The organism is Rhizobium ecuadorense, from assembly GCF_001187535.1.
GTDB classification, from domain to species: Bacteria; Pseudomonadota; Alphaproteobacteria; order Rhizobiales; family Rhizobiaceae; genus Rhizobium; species Rhizobium ecuadorense.
In genome coordinates, this window is record NZ_LFIO01000093.1 from 1 (window position 1) to 293 (window position 293).

Here is a 293-nt window from a genome sequence, read left to right on the forward strand (position 1 = left end):
CGATATGCGCTCGCGCGCTTACGATTATTGGGCGCTGGGTCATGTCCATGAATTTGAGATAGTTGCTTCCGATCCTATGGCTGTCTTCCCGGGTAATCTCCAAGGTCGAAGCATCCGGGAGCAAGGCGCAAAGGGTGCAGTGCTTGTCACTGTTGATGATGGCATTGCGACCGTTGATCGCCTTATCGTGGACAGTGCCCGATTCATCTCAATCGGCATCGAAGTCAGCGAGGGAGACCTCGATGTAGATGTATTGAAGCGGATCGAGGAAGAAGCGACCCGGATGTTAGCGG

At 53.9% G+C, this 293-nt stretch carries 1 protein-coding gene; it reads left to right on the forward strand.

Features of this window, described 5'->3' with window-relative positions; all coding sequences use genetic code 11:
- Positions 1–293: metallophosphoesterase family protein (locus AF337_RS03860; RefSeq protein WP_425287877.1), on the forward strand; the 293-nt coding region annotated here is incomplete at both ends.